The sequence below is a fragment of the Leptospira ilyithenensis genome, from assembly GCF_004771005.1.
Lineage (GTDB): Bacteria > Spirochaetota > Leptospiria > Leptospirales > Leptospiraceae > Leptospira_A > Leptospira_A ilyithenensis.
The window spans coordinates 63,399-80,306 of record NZ_RQHV01000052.1; the positions used below are offsets into that span (position 1 = coordinate 63,399).

Annotated in this window: 19 protein-coding genes; 5 read left to right on the plus strand and 14 right to left on the minus strand. The window is 41.1% G+C overall.

The features are described 5' to 3' along the window. The first annotated feature begins 10 nt into the window (after positions 1 to 10). Both EHS11_RS12640 and EHS11_RS12645 read left to right on the plus strand, forming a co-directional pair. Positions 11 to 1,960: an ATP-binding protein gene (locus tag EHS11_RS12640; protein ID WP_135764778.1), complete on the plus strand. Its 1,950-nt coding sequence runs from the start codon at positions 11 to 13 to the stop codon at positions 1,958 to 1,960. Continuing rightward, a complete protein-coding gene (locus EHS11_RS12645; RefSeq protein ID WP_135764779.1) occupies positions 1,957 to 2,349 on the plus strand; it encodes a response regulator in 393 nt (130 codons plus the stop codon). The genes EHS11_RS12640 and EHS11_RS12645 overlap by 4 nt, the downstream gene beginning before the upstream one ends. 51 nt (positions 2,350 to 2,400) lie before the next feature. On the opposite strand, the gene EHS11_RS12650 is transcribed toward EHS11_RS12645, so the two are convergent. The 5 genes from EHS11_RS12650 to EHS11_RS20415 form a co-directional block, all read right to left on the minus strand. Continuing rightward, positions 2,401 to 2,745 carry a hypothetical protein gene (locus EHS11_RS12650; RefSeq protein ID WP_135764780.1) on the minus strand — a complete coding sequence of 115 codons (345 nt, stop codon included), beginning with the start codon at positions 2,743 to 2,745 and terminating at the stop codon, positions 2,401 to 2,403. Between the two features lie 97 nt (positions 2,746 to 2,842). Beyond that, the gene (gene lpxD / locus EHS11_RS12655) at positions 2,843 to 3,898 is read right to left on the minus strand and encodes a UDP-3-O-(3-hydroxymyristoyl)glucosamine N-acyltransferase (protein WP_135764781.1); all 1,056 of its coding nucleotides are present in this window, start codon (positions 3,896 to 3,898) and stop codon (positions 2,843 to 2,845) included. 166 nt (positions 3,899 to 4,064) lie between these two features. After that, complete coding sequence (locus EHS11_RS12660) at positions 4,065 to 4,502, minus strand: DoxX family protein (RefSeq protein WP_135764782.1); 438 nt, start codon at positions 4,500 to 4,502, stop codon at positions 4,065 to 4,067. 86 nt (positions 4,503 to 4,588) lie between these two features. Continuing rightward, positions 4,589 to 5,227, minus strand: a complete 639-nt coding sequence (locus tag EHS11_RS12665) for a RibD family protein (protein ID WP_135764783.1) — start codon at positions 5,225 to 5,227, stop codon at positions 4,589 to 4,591. Then, a complete protein-coding gene (locus EHS11_RS20415; protein ID WP_342775452.1) occupies positions 5,224 to 5,595 on the minus strand; it encodes a (2Fe-2S)-binding protein in 372 nt (123 codons plus the stop codon). The genes EHS11_RS12665 and EHS11_RS20415 overlap by 4 nt, the downstream gene beginning before the upstream one ends. Here EHS11_RS20415 and EHS11_RS12675 point away from each other — a divergent pair. Both EHS11_RS12675 and EHS11_RS12680 read left to right on the plus strand, forming a co-directional pair. Next, the gene (locus EHS11_RS12675) at positions 5,531 to 6,880 is read left to right on the plus strand and encodes an MFS transporter (protein WP_135764784.1); all 1,350 of its coding nucleotides are present in this window, start codon (positions 5,531 to 5,533) and stop codon (positions 6,878 to 6,880) included. The genes EHS11_RS20415 and EHS11_RS12675 overlap by 65 nt on opposite strands. A 2-nt stretch (positions 6,881 to 6,882) precedes the next feature. After that, on the plus strand, positions 6,883 to 7,110 hold the full coding sequence (locus tag EHS11_RS12680; RefSeq protein ID WP_135764785.1) for a hypothetical protein: 228 nt from the start codon (positions 6,883 to 6,885) through the stop codon (positions 7,108 to 7,110). 30 nt (positions 7,111 to 7,140) lie between these two features. On the opposite strand, the gene EHS11_RS12685 is transcribed toward EHS11_RS12680, so the two are convergent. From EHS11_RS12685 to EHS11_RS12700, 4 genes are all read right to left on the minus strand, one after another. After that, a complete protein-coding gene (locus EHS11_RS12685; RefSeq protein ID WP_135764786.1) occupies positions 7,141 to 7,956 on the minus strand; it encodes an LIC13212 family protein in 816 nt (271 codons plus the stop codon). Positions 7,957 to 8,028: 72 nt separating this feature from the next. Further along, complete coding sequence (locus tag EHS11_RS12690) at positions 8,029 to 9,078, minus strand: alpha/beta hydrolase (RefSeq protein WP_135764787.1); 1,050 nt, start codon at positions 9,076 to 9,078, stop codon at positions 8,029 to 8,031. Beyond that, complete coding sequence (locus EHS11_RS12695; protein WP_135764788.1) at positions 9,078 to 10,568, minus strand: DUF2779 domain-containing protein; 1,491 nt, start codon at positions 10,566 to 10,568, stop codon at positions 9,078 to 9,080. The genes EHS11_RS12690 and EHS11_RS12695 overlap by 1 nt, the downstream gene beginning before the upstream one ends. Continuing rightward, positions 10,558 to 11,562: a helix-turn-helix transcriptional regulator gene (locus EHS11_RS12700; protein ID WP_246047852.1), complete on the minus strand. Its 1,005-nt coding sequence runs from the start codon at positions 11,560 to 11,562 to the stop codon at positions 10,558 to 10,560. The genes EHS11_RS12695 and EHS11_RS12700 overlap by 11 nt, the downstream gene beginning before the upstream one ends. Positions 11,563 to 11,625: 63 nt before the next feature. On the opposite strand from EHS11_RS12700, the gene EHS11_RS12705 reads away from it, so the two are divergent. Further along, positions 11,626 to 12,390, plus strand: a complete 765-nt coding sequence (locus EHS11_RS12705) for an LIC13411 family adhesin (protein WP_135764789.1) — start codon at positions 11,626 to 11,628, stop codon at positions 12,388 to 12,390. Here the strand turns inward: EHS11_RS12705 and EHS11_RS12710 are convergent. The 5 genes from EHS11_RS12710 to EHS11_RS12730 all read right to left on the minus strand — a co-directional run bounded on the left by EHS11_RS12710 (position 12,387) and on the right by EHS11_RS12730 (position 16,720). Next, positions 12,387 to 12,752: an LIC13410 family lipoprotein gene (locus EHS11_RS12710; RefSeq protein WP_135764790.1), complete on the minus strand. Its 366-nt coding sequence runs from the start codon at positions 12,750 to 12,752 to the stop codon at positions 12,387 to 12,389. The two genes, EHS11_RS12705 and EHS11_RS12710, sit on opposite strands and share 4 nt — an antisense overlap. Positions 12,753 to 12,785: 33 nt before the next feature. After that, entirely contained in the window at positions 12,786 to 14,039 is a 1,254-nt protein-coding gene (locus tag EHS11_RS12715; RefSeq protein ID WP_135764791.1) for an MFS transporter, read from the minus strand. Continuing rightward, positions 14,039 to 14,719, minus strand: coding sequence for a biliverdin-producing heme oxygenase (locus EHS11_RS12720; RefSeq protein ID WP_135764792.1), 681 nt, complete (start codon positions 14,717 to 14,719; stop codon positions 14,039 to 14,041). The genes EHS11_RS12715 and EHS11_RS12720 overlap by 1 nt, the downstream gene beginning before the upstream one ends. A 91-nt stretch (positions 14,720 to 14,810) precedes the next feature. After that, positions 14,811 to 15,944 carry a hypothetical protein gene (locus tag EHS11_RS12725; protein WP_246047855.1) on the minus strand — a complete coding sequence of 378 codons (1,134 nt, stop codon included), beginning with the start codon at positions 15,942 to 15,944 and terminating at the stop codon, positions 14,811 to 14,813. Further along, the gene (locus EHS11_RS12730; RefSeq protein ID WP_135764793.1) at positions 15,941 to 16,720 is read right to left on the minus strand and encodes a GNAT family N-acetyltransferase; all 780 of its coding nucleotides are present in this window, start codon (positions 16,718 to 16,720) and stop codon (positions 15,941 to 15,943) included. Before EHS11_RS12730 ends, EHS11_RS12725 begins: the two co-directional genes overlap by 4 nt. Positions 16,721 to 16,908 lie beyond the last annotated feature (188 nt).

A 16,908-nucleotide genomic window follows, 5' to 3' on the forward strand; every position in this document is an offset into this window, starting at 1 on the left:
AAGATACCTTGTGAAACTCAAATCCATGTTTTCCATTTTGTTCGGTTTCAATATCTTTTTACTGAGTTTATTGATTTTATGCACTTTTCTGCTCTTTGACACTCAATCCAAATTGGCAAAGAGCCAGGAGATTCGATATAAGTCGTATAAAGTCGCAGATGAGTTGAGACAAACCTCGGATGACCTCACCCGTTTTGCCCGCACGTATGTGATTACCGGAAATAAAATGTATGAAGATTTTTTCTGGGAAATTCTTGCGATTCGCAACGGAGAAAAACCCCGACCGGAAAATTATGAAAGAATCTATTGGGATCTTGTTTTGGATTCTCAGGTTCGTCCCAGGCCATACTCGGAAAATAAACCGCTTCGTTTTATGATGATGGACTTGGGTTTTACGGACGATGAATTTCAAAAATTAAAACAAGCGCAGCAAAATTCGGATAGCCTCGTTTCTACCGAGAACATTGCGATGAACGCAATGAAAGGATTATATGATGACGGGAAAGGAAATTTCGTCATCAGAAAATCACCTAACCAAAAGATGGCGATTTCTTTGATGCATGATGGCAAATATCATAGCGATAAGAAAGAAATCATGAAACCGATTGACCGTTTCTTTGAAAAACTGGAAAAAAGAACCGATAATTCGGTTAAGGAGTATCAGAGAAAAAGTATCTTTCTGATTGTTTTGATGTTGATTCTGGTTTTATCAGTAATTTTTTCTCTTGTTCTTTCTTCGTTTATCATTCGCAAAAAAGTAAGCGAACCAATTACCGAATTGCAGGCGGTAGCGATCGGGATTGGAAATCAAAATTGGGATTTGTCCGTTACGTATCAATCCAAGGATGAGATCGGTTTTCTTGCGGAAGCGTTTCGGATCTCCAAAGAAAAAATTTCCTTATTATTCAAAGATCTGAATCGAACCAATTTGGAATTACAGAAAACAAATCTGGAACTGAATCAGACTTTGAAAAAATTAAACGAAACTCAAACCCAGCTGGTACATTCCGAAAAACTGGCGGCATTGGGACAAGTAGTTGCGGGAGTCGCGCATGAGATCAATACTCCATTGGGTGCCATCCAGGCATCGGTTGAAAATTTAGCGGATGGAATGGAATACATTTTACAGACATTGCCCGAACCGTCCAATTTTCAAACCAAAGAGATTCGAGATCGTTTTTTTCAGTTGGTTTCTCATCCCAAGTCTTCGGTGTATTTCAGCTCGAAAGAAAAGAGAAATTTAAAGAAAACAATTATAGAAAACTTAATAGGTTTGGGAATAAATGACATTGATTCCATCTCCGATATGTTAGTTGATCTGGGAGGCTACGATAATCTGGAAGATTGGAAGTTGCTTCTCAAGGATCAAACCGATCAAAATTTGATTACTCTTGCTCATAAAATCGTCCGGCAGAAACAAAATTCCGACAATATCAAACTCGCCGTCGAGAGGGCTTCCAAGATCATATTTGCTTTGAAGAAATACTCTCACCAAGATCATAAGGAAGAAAAATCTTTGGTCCATATTCAGGATTCGATTGAAACTGTACTTCTTATCTATCAGAACCTAACAAAGAAAGGTGTTGAAGTCATTCGTGAATTTCAGGAGGTTTCCGAGATCTACGGTTACCCTGATGAATTGGCGCAAGTATGGACGAATCTCATTCATAACGCTTTGCAGGCAATGGACTTCAAAGGAAGTCTGAACATTCGGATCTACCGGATCGTTAATGAAGATTCGGTTTCCATCAGCTTTACCGATACAGGGAAGGGGATTCCAAAGGAGATTCAATCCAGGATCTTCGAGCCGTTTTTTACAACCAAAGCTCGCGGGGAAGGGACAGGACTTGGCTTGGATATAGTAAAAAGAATCGTCGACAAACATAACGGGATTCTTCAATTTGAGAGTATAGAGGGAAAGGGAACGACATTTGCGGTCATCCTTCCGAACAGAATATGAGTAAGTCCGTTTTTTTATGCGTTGATGATGAATCTTCCATTCTGGAGGCACTGAAAGAACAGTTGCGATCTGCTTTCGGGTTGTCCTATATTTACGAGACTGCGGAGAGCGCTGAAGAAGCCATCGAAATCATAGATGAATATGAGCGTCCCGATGAAACCATTGTGATCATAGTCAGCGATTGGTTGATGCCTGGAATGAAAGGGGATGAGTTTTTCATTAAAATCAACAATACCTATCCCAAAATCAAAAAGATTTTACTTACTGGTCAGGCCGATCCCGAGTCGATTGATAGAGCAAAAAACATCGGTAAGGCGCAAGTGGTTTTGGCAAAACCTTGGACCCAAGATATTCTGATTCAATCAATACAAGGACTACTCGCTTCTTAAGTCCGTCTTTCCTTTTGCCGTCTACTTGGATGGATCTTTCGAAAACAGATTCTAACGCCGAATCAATCTTTTCCCAAGCAAAAAAACAACACTGATGAGGTCTACCAAAGGAATCAGCAGTACCATCGGAGATAATATTCCTAAGATAACAAGCGCTAGCAAAAATACGCAGGTAAAACCTCCTCCTCTCATACCTGCTTCAATCAAAGGCTCTATCTGATAAAAAACAGCGATTAGATTGTAATAGGCAAGTAAGAGAAAATGAATCCCCACCAAATGGATCGGCCCGAATAAGAAGCCGTCTGTATCAAAACCGGATGGAATAGATGAAATGAAATAATGCAATTGCGAATGTAAAAAGTATTTCCGAACGGTATGTACTGTTCGCCGAAGCATAGGATTTCGCCTGCCAGATTAGAATGCCCAAACCTAAACTCAAATTCCAAATACTATAAGCTACGGCTTGGGACCTCATTAAAACTTCGAACTTCTTTTAATTCGGATCGGGGAGATCGATTCCTAATTTTTTTTCAACTTCTTTGATTCGTTTGATCCATTTGTTCAAGACCACTATGTTCTTGATGTTCACTCTATATTTTTGGAAGTCGGGAAAGTTTAGCCCGAGATCCCAACCGATATATACGTCTTTTGTTTTGGGAGAAGTGCGGAGGGAAGATCCTCCAGCGATGATCGTCCCTTCAACAAGCGTTAAATGGTCGCTAATCGCACAAGCGCCGCCGATGATCACGTAATTTCCGAGTGTTACGCTTCCTGCAAGTCCTGATTGACCCGCGATGATAACATGGTTTCCCACATTACAGTTATGTGCGATGTGAACCATGTTATCGAATTTGCATCCGTTTCCGATCGTTGTGTCAGTAATTGCGCCCCTATCTACAGTACAATTTGCACCTATTTCCACGTCATCGCCGATGATCACTTTGCCTACTTGCGGCAGTTTGTTGTGTTTTCCGTTGGCAAATACAAACCCGAAACCGTCCCCGCCGAAAGTGGAATTGGCAAATACTGTAAATCGGTCTCCGATTTTGGTTCCATGATAAAATGCACAGTTCATTCCGATTCTTGCATCGTCACCGATGGATACGTTATGTTCGATTTTGACACCGTCTCCGATGATGCTGTTTTTTCCGATGACGGAACCTTCGCCGATAGTAACAAAATTTCCAATAGTTGTGTTTTCACCTATTTTTGCAGTGGGATGGATACTTGCGTTAGTCGCTATTTTTCCATCGGGTTGTTTTAGGGGTGAAAAATGAAGTAATACTTTGCTAAGAGCGAGCTCGACCTGAGGAACTACGATAAGAACTTTGTCAGGGATGAGTTCCGCAAGTTCGGGGGAAGCAAGGATTGCCGCTGCTTCCGAAGCCTTTGCATCGTTTATGAATGTTTTGGAAGAAACAAAAGAAATAAATTTTGCATTTTTACTAGTGAGAGGTAACACTTTATCTACTTCGATACTCTCGGGGGAAGGGCAATTTTTTAATTCTGCTCCATCTAATAATGCTAAAATTGTTTTTAAACTACTCATTTCTCTTTTCCTGACCAGTGTTTATCTAATAAACACTAAAAAGATAGAAGGAGATTATTGCGAAACATTATTCAAATCATTTATATAAGAATCAGCCGTTTTTTGAAAAAAAACAAACATGCTCTGAAACCTTTGTTTGGCAGAGTATGTTTGTTAGGTGGGAATATTATTTTTCCAATTTGGAAGAAATCAAATCATCAAGGGAGAATGATCCCGCGCCTTTGATGATTACAGGAATTGCCAATCCGAAAGTTAAGATAAAATACTCAATTCCGTTCGGAGCAAAGAATCCGCCTGGAAGGTGAACGAGCAATGCCGCAACCAGCATGGTTGCAAATACTCCGAAAGCCGCAAGGCGAGTGAAAAGACCTAAAATGAGTCCAAGTGCTCCGAAAGACTCTGCAATGATTGCAAGGAAAGCAAAAACTGAAGGAATTCCCAATTGTCCTGTCATAAATCCCATAGTTCCGTCAAAACCATAACCACCAAAAGAACCCAAAAGTTTTTGAGCTCCGTGAGGTAAAATCACGATCCCGAGGGTCACCCGGATTATAGTTAAAGTAATGTCTTTTTTTGTCGCAAGCAAACGGTAAAGTAAATTCATTTCAAACCTCTTATTCTTAAATAACTTAATGTCAAACTATTTTGCCCGAAGACTCTGTCAACTTATTACGATTCTTAAGTGCCTGATTATTTTTCGTAAGTAAGAAAAATTTCGTTTCCTTTGGTGATGGAAGAAGCTAATTTCCAAGCGTTCTGGTCGAATTTGGGAAGTTCGACGCTTTGGTCTGCAATCCCGGGGAGTCCGTTTTTGCCGATGATATAAGGAACAATTGTGATATATACCCTATCCACCAAGTCTCCTTCCAAAAAGGAAAAATTCAACTTGGGTCCGCCTTCCAAGAGTACATTCTTGTAACCTTTTCTTTTTAAGATCCCTGTCACTTTTTTAGGATCGATATCTTCCGAATCCAAAGCGAAAATCTCCGCTCGGTTTTCCAAATCGGTTTTGATCTCTTTCAAATTGATTTTGGTGCAGATAACAAGAGGTATATGATCGGATTCTTCGAAGACATGTTTGTTGATGGGGAGAGAACCTTTTCTAACTAAAATGACCGGCCTAGGGTTCAAAACGTTCGGAAACGCTCTGATTTTGACAACCGGATTGTCATTGATGATTGAGTTTTTCCCTATAATCAATGCATCCGATTGGGAACGATAGACATCCATTTGGTGTTTGTCATCTTTGGAAGTGAGTCCGTACCAACGTCCATCGGGACGCACTACTTTGCCATCCAGAGTCATCGCCATATTAATCGAAAGTTTCATTCAGGTTTCCTTGCGGTAAGAATTTGCAATTCCCTCTGAAGGATTTGGTAAACCTGCGGAGAGCAGGTGCCGCAACCTGTAGTGGCTCTTGTTTTTTCTCGTATATCTGCCATAGAATTTGCTCCATCTCGGATGGCGTCTACCAATTCTTTTTCCGTCACCATCTTACAGAGACAAACCCGTTTGGGTCGCATTAGGGAATTTAAATCGAAACTGTCCACAACAACACTAATCATTTGACAGAAATTGGAAAGGGAGGGAAACTCTTTAATTACTTCAGATAAGGAAAAATCCAAAAAGTTTATGGCAAAGGATATCAGTCCGGAAAAGAAAAAAAGTCGCAACAGAGAGATCTTTGGATGGTGCATGTTTGATTTTGCAAACTCATCCTATACAACAGTAATTATCAGTGTAGTTTACTGTGAGATTTTCACCCAATTGGTCGTACCGTCGGACCCGAATTCTGCAAACCCTTTCCAATTTGGAAATTCCCTATGGGCGTGGGCACTTGCAGTATCTTATTTGTTTGTCGTCTTGACCGGACCTATCTTCGGCGCCATTACCGACTATTCTTCCACTAAAAAATTATTTTTGTTTATCAGTTATGTCGGTTGTATAATCACCACATTTCTGTTATACTATGTTGATCCCGGTTATGTTTGGCTCGGATTCGTGCTAGTGGCTTTATCCAATTTCTTTTTTGCAAGCGGTGAAAATTTCGCGGCGAGTTTTCTTCCTTTCCTCGGAGAAAAAGAAGATCTGGGCAAGATCTCAGGTTATGCTTGGGGCATCGGATATTTCGGAGGAATCGGATCGGTTGTACTTGCAACCACTCTCGGCGATTATACATTAGCAAACTATGAAAATCTAAAATTGGTCGGTCCTTATACTGCCGTCTTTTTTCTAATTGCCGCAATTCCTACTTTTCTTTTGATGAAAGAGCCGAAACTTCCAAAAGGTATTCCCAGCAAGGTGAACTACCTGAAAGAAGGTGTCAATCGTGTTGTTAATACGTTGAAATATGCAAGTCGATTCAAAGATTTGATGATCTATTTGGTTTCTCTTTTCTTTACTATGGCGGCACTTGCCATCGTGATTTCCTTTGCCTTTATCTATGGTTCCCAGGAAATCCATATAGAAGCACAACACAAACAAGTTATGTTTATCTTCATTCAGATTTCCGCAGCTATCGGTGCCCTTGCGTTCGGAGTGATCCAGGACAGTATAGGTGCGAAAAAAACGTTCAACCTGACGCTTGTTCTTTGGTTGGGTGTTTGCGGACTGATTTATTTTGTTCAGGACGTCACTCTGATTTTGAATACTGTTCTGGGCAAAGCCTGGACGGTTCAGTGGGTGTTTGTTTTTATTTCTTCCCTGGCAGGGATGGGACTTGGCTCCACTCAATCGGCTTCCCGCGCGATGGTTGGAATTTTTTCTCCTGAGTCCAAGTCGGGTGAATTTTTCGGAATGTGGGGATTGTCGGGAAAGATCGCGGCGGCTATCGGCTTATTTTTGTTCGGGTTTATCCAAACTTTGGTAACACTCAGAAATGCTTTCCTAGTCGTTGCGCTTTTCTATCTTCTATCGTTGATTATCAATCTGTTCGTAAATGAGAAGAGAGGAGTTGAAGCTGCCGATAACTTCCAAGAATAAAAATGAATGAGATAGAAGAAGACGATTTTGAACTGCACCAGAGTCAGAGAAGACTGGCTTTGGCAACGATAGACGAGCTGATGCAAACAAAGCTAGATCTATTGGACGCGGATAAAAATGTACCAACTTTTATCAATAATGCGATTTCTTATTTAAAGAGAAAGTATGTGACTGAGGAGCAGACAATATCGCAGCTCCTCATCAAGCGCGGGCAACAGGCAAATTCCTGAAGCCCAAGGTTTGTTTCGTTTAACGAGTCTTTAGTTATAATCCAGAATCTTTGTAACCAACTGTCTTTGATCGAGTTCCATATCACGAAGTTTGCGAGAAGTATGTTTGCTGATCTTACGTAACATTTTTTTGTAAGTTAGCATGATATGTTTTTGTTTTTCATAAGGAAGAGGATCTTTGTCGTCATTCAATATCATGGTGATATTGGCGGGATCCTTTTGCACAGGTTTGTTCGGCCAAATAGTGTCAGAAGTCAACGCTTGAAAATATTCCAAAATGATATCCGAGTTTGTATCGATCTTTGCTTCCCCTTTTTCATCTTTGTCAGGGCTCCCGGCCCTGGGACTAGGATTGATGAGTCTGCGCATTTCCTTCACATGAATAGTTCCGTCCGCATTCACTCTTCTGAATGCCAAAATGATTTTATCCAGGTCGGAAAAGTCTTCTTTGGGATAAACAAAGGCAGTTCCGTCATAAAGGTAAACTTTCGGCCAATCAATATAAGACTGTCCTTGCGGAAGTTTGATTTCCAAATATAATTTACCCGCATCATCTTTTTTATAAAGCGGCTTTACCTCTGTCGGAGTATGGGCCAGATACTGGGCTGCGGATTTATCAACACCAAGATCCTGCAGTTTTTTCATTTTGCGAAGATGCTCTCCCACTAAACCATGTAAGGTGTCCACTTCGTTGTCCGAAAATCCGGAAGATCTTTGGGCATCTATATGTTTTTGGGTCTCTCTATCTTTCATTGTCACAGAGGCAGGTCTTTCCGCGAACAGGGAGACGGTTATCCCGGAGAATAGAACTAACGATAAAGACAAAGCGTTCAAACGATGAATCATGACGTACCTCAAGTAAACTTACAGTCCTTTATAGTATCGAATTCTATCCTGTCGATACTTGAATGAAGATTTTTAGAATTTTCTTGTAGCGAAAAAAGAATGGAGGGACTGTAAAAAATCGGTTTCCGCTTCTTTTGCCGCAGGGATGATCCCTGTCAGATGCAAATACCCGTGGATTAGGGAAGGAAAATGTCTGTGCTGCACTTTTACTCCCGCAGATTCCAGGCTTTGGGCATAGGCCTCTCCTTCGTGGGAGAGCGGGTCAAATCCTGCAGTAGCGACATAAGCCGGAGGAAGTCCTTTCAAATCCTTGGGATCGGAAAGAAGTGGCGAATTGACGGTCAATCTTCTGTCTCTTTCATCCGGTGTGTAATTTCGAATGAACCAGCGAAGAGTGCTTCTCGTGAGAATGAATTTGTCCCCATAAGTATCATAAGTTTCCGATTCCCGAGAAACATCTGTTACCGGATACAATAATGCCTGGTAAACAGGAAGCGGCATCTTTTCTTTTTTTGCCCGAATGCAGAGAGCCGTTGCCAGTAAACCACCGGCACTGTCTCCTGCTACCGCAATGGCGTTCGGGGAACCTCCGAAAAGGTAAGCAATGCTTCTTACATACTGGTAGGCGATCATGGCATCATCAATTGCTGCAGGATAAGGGTGTTCCGGTGCCAGGCGGTAGCCTACAGATACTACGATGACTTTGGAATAATAAGCGATTCGTCTGCAAAGTGCATCGTGGGTGTCGAGAGAACCTATGGTCAATCCTCCTCCATGGAAGTAAATGACGATGGGGAGATTTCCTTTTTGAGGGTGTGCGTTGTAAAGGCGGATGGGGATAAAGGATGCCGAAGGCGTGGGAATCAATTTGTCTTCTATATGAGAAATCCCAATTGGGGCTTCGTCGAAGATTTTGGTATTTTCTGCGTAAAGTTTGCGGGCTTTGTGGGCGGTCAGAGTTTCCACCTTGGGTAGGAACCGGGCAAAATTGCAAGCTAGCTGGCATTGTGCGTTCAATACCTGCTCATTCGAAATAACAGCTCCTCCAAATAGAGAGTGAACCCAATTTTCGGGCATGGAAAAAGCAAACCCAGTGATAGAACGTTTAATATCTACTAACATTAACTAATCGAGATCTCATTTTTCAACTTCTTATAGATAAGAAACAATCCGTAAGTATCCATTTCGCAGTATCTTAATAAATCTCCAAGAACACGATTTTTGTCATCATCTGTCACGTGCTTTTTTAATAATCGTAAGAATTGGTAATTTGCGTCCTGTCCTTCTTTGATTGTTAGGTTCCCATGACTTACCTCCGTGATGGCGGGAAGTATGTCCTTCAGGGATGCTTTGCCTCTTTGTTTGGGATGATAGATCCAAAATTTTTTAAATGGCAAAGCTAAGTCAATAAATTTCGGACGGATTGTACTCCACCATTCTATAAAATTAGGATATACTTGCGTAGCTTCTTCGATTACTAATTTCTCAAAAAAGTCATTAAAGGAGCAAATTGTTATGTCTTCTTGCAGTTTCTTTGACAAATGCTCCAAGATAGATAAGCGCGGGTCGGTTCCGTCCGGTTCATGGATATAAGTATGATGGGTCAATTCGTCCGTTTCCGAATCCCAGATGTGCAAAGAAAATAAAAAGGGAATGTGTTGGAAAGGGCGGGAGTTCGTAAAAATAGGAAGTAGGGGATTGACGGACTCGAAATCCAAAAAGGCGACCTTCGGAGTTACATTTTCCAAATAGGCCTGCATTTTGGGGAAGTCGATGTACAAATTGCCGGTTTCATGACTTTGCTTTTGGATTTTTTGGACGGGGGTCAATTCTTCTTCCGGGATTTCGAGAAAACTTCCCAAACCTTCCAGATAGTATTTTTTTGCAAGATCATGACCTTCTCTCAGATCGAAAATTTCCCTTCGATCCAAATCGGGAAAACAAACCTTGTCCAGATAACAGGATTTAGGTGATTTGCATGTATGAAAATCTTCGGTAAACAGGGGAAAGTTCGGATTCTCTTTATAATTCTCGAAAAGATTCCATTCCAGGTCGAATCTATTTTTTTCCGTTTCTATGCGTTCGGTAACATCGTCAAATACCAGATAACTTTCTTTATCTATCGATTCGGAAATGTGAACATAGCCGGAATTGATTCGGATGACTTTGATTTGCGAAACTCGGATACCAAAAGACTCCAATAATTTTTTTTGGAAGTATAAAGATCGTAATATATCCTGTTTTTGAGAGCCGACGGAACGAAAATCCCAGAGCGTCCATCCGGAAGAATCCGATTCAGGCACCAAACACTCGATAGCTGAGGAGAAAGTTTCATTTTCCAAAAAACTATGAAAGATTGTTTTTCTTTCCCGGATCGCATTCAAAGTTTCCGTTAGTTGGTCTTCCTTGGATAAGAATTTCGGTATCGAAATTGCGTTTGGAAATAAAGATCTGCATAAATCCTGAAACTCACTCCATTCCAAATTACCGCTATGTTGGATGTTTTGTTTTGTGATGAGTCCTTGGTTGAGGATATAAAACGAATTCACACATTTTGTAAAATTAAGAAATTGAGATTTGGTGATCGGAAAATGAACGGGATTAAGCGACACTCTTGTAAGTCTCTAGGATTTGTTTCAGATGATTTTGAAAGGAAACACAAAACGGATTTTCCGCAGATGTTTGCAATGCGTCAGGGTATTTTGTGAAAAAAGGAAAGAGCGCCGCTTGATTGGTTGTTTGGATTGTAAATGTGTTGTCTTCCAGGGAATAGGGGTATCCGTTTAAAAATGTTTCCAAAGAATCCGAATAATGATTTGCAACAGAGATTTGCAACTTTTCTTCTTCATGAACATCAAAGCCGAGCGGATGAAAATTCATATCCTTGTCCGTGATTTTTTTATTGGAAATAAAATCTTCTCTCAGATCTTTTTTGACTTCGATTCTGGGAAGTATGAATCTGCGTAAATTCTTCCGACTACGGTCGTATGCCAATAAGTAAAAATCCTCCGAGTTTTTTCGAATCAATCTGTAAGGTTCTATGATTCTTTCTTTTCCACCGTATCGGATTACCAAAGCCCGTTTGTCTTTGATGCTTTGGATGACTTTGATCAGATCGGTTTCTTCGTTTGTATCGGATTCTTTTTTTCTTTTGTTGATTTTGATTCCTTTCGGATACAATTCGAGGTTTTTTGAAAAAAGTTTTTGAGAAAGGGAAAGTAGAGTTTCGTTGTCCTGATTTTCCACCTCACAGAGCTTACGTGATAGAAATTCCAATTCCTCTTTGGAAAATTTAAGAACGGAATCGAGAGATTCTTTTTCCAAATAATAGGGAAAATGATCTTCCGATTGGAATCCGAAATTGGCAACTTTGATATTGAATCCCATGGACTTCAATTGGCCCAGATCTCTGTATAATTTTTTGCGATCGGAATCTATATCTTCATTTCGATAATAACGAGGCATGATTTTGCGGAATCTTTGAAAGGAAATCCCTTTCGGTTCCTTCAGAAGATTGAAAAGAAGGGCAAATAGACGAACTTCCGTTTCGTTCATTTTTTTCACTTCTATCATTGGAAAATCATCTTCCTTGATCATCTCTGCCATATCTTCCCAGACTTGTTGTTTTTTTGATTCCGAAAAGTAGAAAATCTTAAAAACTGGAAAAGAATGCGATTTTGGACCCCAATTCTCTTACTCTTCCTTTTGGCAAATTGTGCCACCTACTGGAAAAATAGACGCAAGGACATGCAAGACGTTGTCACAGTAGGCGGGGAAACACCCATGTACGGTGCCGCCATCAAATTGGGACCTTTGCCCATCGGATTTCTTTTCCAAGGAGGGGAATCGGAAATGGGCAAAAGGGATTTGGGTCGCGGTTACGGACTTCGCGGAGGGAACTTTGGCGGTTATCATTCCCAACAGCTCGTATTCGGTATATTAGGCGGGGAAAGTCATCATTCCGGTCTTCCTATGTTAGACGACAAAGGAAATTGGATTGTGGACAAAAAAGGGATTCCACTGACGGAAGATGAAAGAGCCAACCTCAAAAGTTATAAAATGCGTTATTATTCTTATTTCAATGATCCTGTGGGTGAGAGGAAAAAACGTAAAAAAGAAACATTCCAAAGAGAACTCACTCTCGATATAGTGAACCAAACGGGAAACAAAGATCTGATGATGTATTTGCCCAAAGGTGAAGAAAAGCCGTTCGGGTATCCAAAAGGATTTTTGTGGAATATCGAATTTGTAGGCGGGATTTACGGTGGTGCCAGAGTAGGTTTCAATATCGCGGAAGCGTTGGATTTTGTTTTGGGGTTTACCACCTTTGATATGTTTGACGATGATTTGGAAGGAAAAGAGAAACCTAGTTTTCCTGGTTTCCCTCTTCCTGCAAATTCGGAATCGGAAGAGGATGACTCTTCGGAAGACTAAAGTTTGAAATCTTTGGAAACGATTTTGTTTTTAGCATCAAAAATCAATTTGATGAATTTCCCATCGGCTTCTTCCGGTTTTTCTTTCAAAGTATAATACTGTTCCGGAACATTTTTGTCTTCAGCAAGCCACCATACTTGAACGGTGCCGGCAGGATCGGATGATTTTTCAGTAGGTTTGCCGAGAACTGCTTCCGTTTTAACCAGACTATCACCGACTTTAATCATATCAATTTCCAATTTGCGGAGCGCCGTATGCGGATGCACTTTGGAGCTGTCGGAAGTTACTTTGTTTCCGGAGCTACATGAAACAAATGTTAGCAGGACTAGAGAAAAAGAAAAAAAGATTAGAGAACGTTTCACAGTTCACCTCATAATGTAAATTCTATTCTAAGATTAGACAAGTGGAGTGGAATTGGCAAGTGGAATCTCATGTCTTTCTTTCTCTGCAATCTTGATTTTTTTCAGGATTTTTTTGAAGAATGGAATCGTGAGAAGCACAAGCCCGATTTCCAAAAATCCGAAAAAGAAAGATAATGCGGGAAACGAATATTCCGCAGGCAAATTTGCTTTGAAGACGCCTTCCATTTGTACTGAGACAACCGGACCCAACATAAAACCGAGAGATCCGATCCCTGTGAATGCGGACATGGTGGTAGCAGTCAAACCGGAACGGGACATTTTGCTCGCAAGCATCATGGATGGAACAAACATCACTCCCGCACCGATTCCACATATCAGAAGATAGGTGAAGAGCAGCCAGAAATTGTCAGTAGTTCCCGAAAGTCCGAGGAAAATTCCGTATATCAAAGAACCTGCCAACACTAGAGGTAAAACGCCTGTTTTGCGGGAGATCAATGCTGACGGGTAAGATAGTAGACTCATCGGAAACAGGACCAGTCCTAAGAATACTCCTAAAATCCCAGGGTGAAATGCCAAGGTCTCTCTCAGATGAATATTGAAGGATGAAATGATAAACCCGACTGTAAAGCGGTCTATAAAATTGAATAAGAACGGAACGTATAGATAAGGGTTGTCGATGATTGCCGTTTTGAGATGAGAAAGTTTGAATTCCTTTTGTTTATGAACACCAGTGTCTTTCAGCTTGAAAAGTGCAACGAGTCCCACAAAAACCAAAATCCCTGAACCTACGTAAAAAGGAAGGAGCGGATTTTTCCTACCTAAAATCCCAAGAGGCATTCCGAATGCACCGCCTAAGGATAAAAACATCCCGGTGATTCCCATAAGAATTCCTTTGCCGTAGTAACGTGTGTTTTCCGGGTCGTTTTCTCTGTCCGCTGCGGAAGAGAGTAAAAGTCCTATGATAAAGATATGTGAAGCACCTTCAAAGAAACGAACCAGAAGGAATAAATTCATATCATGGATTTGAGTGAGAAGGTAGAATAAAAAGGCGTCTACAAAACAAAATGCCGCAATAAAATACTTTCTATTGCGAAATCTGTCTGAAATCATCCCTGCTACCGGAGCGAATAAAAACGAACCGAGCATGGGAATGCTTGTAAAATAAGCTACTTCCCAATTTGAACCGAGTAACCGGTCTTTGATGATGTCCTTGACAACAGGGACGATCATCGTGACCGGCAACATGGAAAGAAAAACAAGGGTGATTAATGTATAAGGGAAAGTCACTATCCTACCGGGATCAACTCTTGGAATTTTTCAGCACCGATATTGATTTTCAAATCCTCTTCCAGTTCTACAAATAGATTTTTGTTCAGATCGAAAACTTGTTTCGCTTCTTCCAATAATTCCACTTTTTGGGAATCACTCAAAGGAAGAGTATCCATCGCTGTTCTGTAAATCCCTTTGAAAGCCTGGTGGTCTTGGATTTCAGGAAATTCATAGAAAGCTGTTCCGGGAATTCCTTCCAAAGCGAAAGTTTTTGCGATTACTTTTTTGATTGCTTGTCCGCCGGAGAGGTCTCCCAGATAACGAACGTAAGATTGTGCTACAAGCAAGTAAGGATTTTCTTTTGCCACTCTTTGGATATGATTGATATAGTCCTGTGTTTTTTGGGAAATTTTTCCTTTGACTTTGGTTCCGAATTTGGATTGGAAAAATTGAATGTCTTCTTCCAAAGCTTTTGTTCGGAAAAGTTCAGGGAAATAAACTTTGGAAAGGATGGGATCTTTTGCGTTTTCACGGAATAGATCTTCCATTACATTATAAACATCCCGAAGGCTTTCCAATTGGTATGTATAAGTTTGAGCATCGAGTCCGCCGCGAAAGATGGCTCTGAGGTAAGGAACTCGTTCCGTTTCCTGGTGTTTTTCCGCCGTTCCTTCTCTCAACATAAGTGCTACTGACATAAAATCTCCTAGTTGCCGCTGAAACTCATTTGGTGAGAATCAGTCTCATAAATGACATTACCCTGACAATTGGAAGATAGGTAAAGGATTTTTAAAGGGGGGATTCTTGCGGGTCGGATTGTTTTTTTATAACTTCCCCGTAGATCGGCTTTGCCTCGGGATATACAGTGTTTGCAACATAAATGATAAAGATGCTGATGATAATGCCCAAAGCCGCTAGTACCACATCTTTGCCGACTTTTCTGAATGTATCCAGGTAGGGAAGGTCTCTGTAGGTCAGGACGTTGAGAATGATTTCTCTACCTGCAAGTAATCCTAAAAATACCCAGGTGGTGGACATGGGAACATGGCTGATGGTTTGAAATATAAACAAAATCGTTCCATAAACAAAATCAACTGTGGTTGCCGCCTTGGACCATTTGATGTCCGATTTTTCCGAGACAACTTGTTGAATCGTTCCTCCGTTCGTCCGGATAATAATGAACAATGCAAATACTAACAAAAATGAGGCGAAAGAGAACTCGGGAAAGCTCAAATGGCGCGGTATGAATACTGCGATATTGGCAGTGTCTTGAAAAAGCCAGGCAATCCAAAGATAGATGGTGGAGATCCATTGCAGGCGGGACCATTTTCGTTCGGAGACCGGATCGGGAGTATGTTCTTCATAATATTCCTGCGGGTCTATTTTGGCAAGGATCGCCCAAATCGCTATGGCAGATAAAAATGCAAGACCGTATCCCAGAAAGGATTTGGTTAACATCTTTTCTATGTTGTTGCCGCCAAACAAACCTAACACGAGGAAGGTGGTGGAAACAGGCGCTCTGAGTCTTGTTATCACAACAAGGACTACGGGAGCGAGTAATTGAAATAAGTTGAAATGATTTGTTTCGGGAAAATGATCCAAACGGTGGAAGTGAATTTCTCCTTTGTGGAGAAACCATCCGAAAAGATGGACGAGAATCAAGAGTCCACCAAATACGATTAGTTTTCTAAACCAGTGGACGGACTTTTTACTTTCGAAAAAAGTTCCGATGGTCTGAACCGCGTCGTTTCCTGCAACGGAAAAAGCGGCTATGGCGAAAGAGCACCAACCGAGGAAATAAGTAGGAAGCCCGTAAAAGTAACCCAGACAAATCCCAGCAACAAGTACTGCTGTGAGGGAAAAAAAACGAACCTGGTCTTTGAAACTGGGGTGTTGGTAATCGACTTCCTCTTTTTTACTCATGCACTCATGTAGTGTTTCGCATATCTCTCCGTAATTTCTTTTCGGTCAAAGAGAATAAACACGTCCGTAGTACCAAAAACCGAATCCAGCGCGGGAATTCCACAGATTTTAGCACCGATTCGGATATATCCTTTCAAAAGCGGAGGAATATTTTTGGAAACGGACTTCGGATCTCCTATCTCAAGATTTACATTGAAACCGGGTAGGCAATAGTCGGGATTCGGGAACACTCTGAATTCTTCCGGAGCAAGTGCTTCTTTTGCTTTCAGGAATGCATAAGACTCGGAAGCTACATCCGCATTTGTGGAATGAATGGAACCACATCCCATCAAATAACGTACGTCATACTTGATCATAAATTCAGCAAGACCCTGCCAGAGAAGAGAGATTACCGAACCGTCACGGTAGTCAGGGTGAACACAGCTTCTACCTACTTCTGCGATCTCATCGGGAAGGTTGTAAATTGATGTGATATCGAATTCATTTTCGCTGTAGAATCCGATTCCTTTTTTTGCATTTTCTCTTGTTAGGATGCGGTAGGTTCCTACGATTTTGTTGTCATTGGTTTTATCAAATACCAGTAAGTGGTGGCAGTAAAGATCGTATTCGTCCCTGTCTTTTCTTGTTGCTGACGATTGAGGGAGTCCTTCTCCCATTTCAAGGTTGAATACGTCATAACGAAGAGCGAGTGCTCTTTCTATTTCCAATTGGTTTTCGGCAAGACGGACTTCCAGAACTCGTTCCGTTTTGTTCAGTATAGGGTTGTTCGCTTTCATAAAGGGTTTTCCTTTTTTCTTATCTGGCTTCAAAGTAAACCTTCTCTGTTACGTCTATGTGACAAACGAGTAAAAATTAGACAGAATTGATTCTGTTTAAGCGTGAAATGTTCCTCGCTCTTTTTCGCGGAACATCCTGTTCCGACGAAAAAGCTTCGGCCGTCCCTGGCCTCCGCCACCGAAGGGAA